The following is a 2,829-nucleotide window of genomic DNA, read 5'->3' on the forward strand; positions in this document are numbered from 1 at the left end:
CGGCCGGTCAGCCCGGACCGCCGCCGCAGCAGGGCGGCGACGACTGGACGCTGAACCCGCCGAGCGTCCAGGGCGCGCCCCCGCCGATGGCACCCGCGCCGCCCGGCCCCGGCCCGCAGGCCCCCTTCGAGCAGCAGCCCGCGCCGTTCCCGCCGCAGCACCCGGGACCGTACGAGCAACAGCAGCCGGGTCCGTACGAACAGCAGCAGCCGCAGGCGCCGTACGAGCAGCAGCCCCAGGCCCCGTACGAACAGCAGCAGGCACCGTTCGAGCAGCAGCACCCGGGACCGTACGAACAGCAGCAGCCGCAGGCGCCGTACGAGCAGCAGCAGATGCCGCCGCAGCACCAGCAGCCCGGCCCGGACCAGCAGTGGCACGGCGGTCCCGGCCCCGGCCAGGGTCCCGCGGCGCCGCCGCAGGGTCCGCCGCCGGTCGTCGGTGCCGGCTGGGTGGTGGCGATCGCGCCGGACCGCGAGTACTTCATGGCGATGATGGGCCGCAGCGGCCCGGAGGCGGCGGGGCTCAACCTGCCCGCGTACTCCCCCGAGCAGGTGCTCCCGCTCGCCAACGGTCAGATCGCGGTCGGCCGCCGCCGGAACAGCACCGGCGAGGCCCCGGACATCGATCTGGGCAGTGCGCCGGAGGACCCGGGCGTCTCGCACCAGCACGCGCTGCTGGTGCAGCAGCAGGACGGCAGCTGGGCGGTGGTGGACCAGAACTCCACCAACGGCACGACGATCAACCTCGCCGAGGACCCCATCCAGCCCTATGTGCCGGTGCCGCTCCATGAGGGCGACCGGGTGCATGTCGGTGCCTGGACGACGCTGACCGTCCGCCGGGGCTGACCCGCCGGCCGGTCGACGAGCGAACCCGGGGCGTGATCAACCGATCACGCTCCGGCCGCATTTCCGGGCCGCCGCCGGCCCCCTCTCCGGCCGCTGCGTCCTACGACCGAAGTCCTCGGCCGGGGCGTCTGCCACCATGGACGGGTGAACAAGATTCCGCGCGGCACGCTTCAGGAGCAGACCTTCTACGAACAGGTCGGTGGCGAGGAGACCTTCCGCCGCCTGGTGCACCGCTTCTACCAGGGAGTCGCCGAGGACCCGCTGCTGCGGCCGATGTACCCGGAGGAGGACCTGGGCCCGGCCGAGGAGCGGCTTGCGCTCTTCCTCATGCAGTACTGGGGCGGCCCCCGTACGTACAGCGACGGCCGCGGTCACCCCCGGCTGCGGATGCGGCATGCCCCGTTCACCGTCGACCGGGCCGCGCACGACGCCTGGGTGCGGCACATGCGGGACGCGGTGGACTCCCTCGGACTGCCCGAGGAACACGAGACGCAGCTGTGGAACTACCTCACGTACGCGGCCGCGTCGATGATCAACGCCGCGGACTGAGGAACGCGTCACACCTGCCGGCCCGACCGCGGACCGCCCGGACCGGCCCATCACGATCCGGTCAAGCACCCCGCAAACCGCTCACCCGGCCTCCTGTCCTCTGACAGCATCCGATCAACTGTTTGGTACTGATCGGTGCTGCGCGCGGCAGGGGGGTGTCCGTGTCCGGCTTTGTCTTTCTGCGGGTGCGCGCACACCGCCTGCTGCTGGCTGCCGCGCTGCTGTCGGTGCTGCTCACCGCCACCGTGCTGGCGACGCTCGCCGCCTTCTCCGACGCGGTCGGGAACGCCGGGCTGCGCCAGGCGCTGAAAACGCGCTCGGCCGCCGCCGCCACCCTCCAGGTGAAGGCCCAACTTCCCGCGGACACACAGCTGTCCGCGGACCGGGCGGTCGCCAAGGGTGCCCGGCGGGCCTTCGACGGGCTGCCGTTCACGGTGCGCACGCTGACCCGCTCCGGGCCGTACGCACTGCCCCGCGCACTGCGGTCACCGTCAGCCCCCAAGGGTGAGCCGGATCTCACCCATCTCGCAGCACTGGACCGCTCCCGCCTCACGCTCACCGCGGGGCGCTGGCCCACGCCCGGCGCGCACGGCCCGCTGCCCGTCGCCGTCCCGGAAACCGCGGCCGCCCGGCTGGGGATCAGGCCCGGCCGCCGCCTCACCCTCGACAACCGGCTGTCGGGCCCCGCCCGTCTGACGATCGAGGTCACCGGTGTCTACCGGCCCAAGGACCGCACCGACCCGTACTGGAAGCTCGACGATCTCGGCGGACGCGGGGTGCGCTCCCTCGGCTTCACCACGTACGGGCCGCTGTTCACCGACCCGGCGGCGTTCCACGGCGGGCCGCTGGTCCAGGACTCGGTCGGCTGGCTCGCCACCGCCGACTTCCGCGCGCTGACCGCGGACCGGCTGGACGCGCTGAGCGCCGCCGCCGGCCCGGCTCCCAAGGCGCTGATGGCCGATCCGGCATTCGCGGGCCGGGCCATCGCCACCACCGATCTGCCCGATGCGGTGGGGCAGTTGCAGCGGGCGCTGCTGGTGAACCGTTCGACGATCCTGATCGTCGCGCTCCAGCTGATCCTGCTCGCCGGCTACGCGCTGCTGCTGGTCGCCCGGATGCTGAGCACCGAACGGACCGGCGAGACGGCGCTGCTGCGGGCCCGTGGCGCCTCCCGGCGGCGGATCGGCGGGCTGGCCCTCGCCGAGTCGCTGCTGCTGGCGGCCCCGGCCGCGGTCGGCGCGCCGCTGCTGACCGGCCCGCTGATGCACCTGCTGGCCGGCCGCGGCGCCCTGGCCCGGATCGGGCTGCCGCTGGACACCCGGCTCACCGGCACGGCCTGGCTGACCGGTATCGGCGTGGCGCTGGGCTGCGCCCTCGCGGTCGCCGCGCCCGCCCTGCTGCGGGCGGGCGGCGACGATCCGCAGCGCCGGCGGGC

General features: G+C 74.4%; 3 protein-coding genes. All 3 read left to right on the forward strand.

What is annotated here, in order from left to right; genetic code table 11:
- The coding region (locus tag DY245_RS06895) for an FHA domain-containing protein (protein ID WP_128504584.1) at positions 1–845 on the forward strand (845 nt) is incomplete at its 5' end.
- A gap of 144 nt (positions 846–989) precedes the next feature.
- Positions 990–1,394: a globin gene (locus DY245_RS06900; RefSeq protein ID WP_128504587.1), complete on the forward strand. Its 405-nt coding sequence runs from the start codon at positions 990–992 to the stop codon at positions 1,392–1,394.
- Positions 1,395–1,555: 161 nt separating this feature from the next.
- A partial coding sequence (locus DY245_RS06905) for an FtsX-like permease family protein (RefSeq protein WP_128504589.1) occupies positions 1,556–2,829 on the forward strand: 1,274 nt, incomplete at its 3' end.

Source organism: Streptomyces inhibens (assembly GCF_003389455.1).
GTDB lineage: Bacteria > Actinomycetota > Actinomycetes > Streptomycetales > Streptomycetaceae > Streptomyces > Streptomyces inhibens.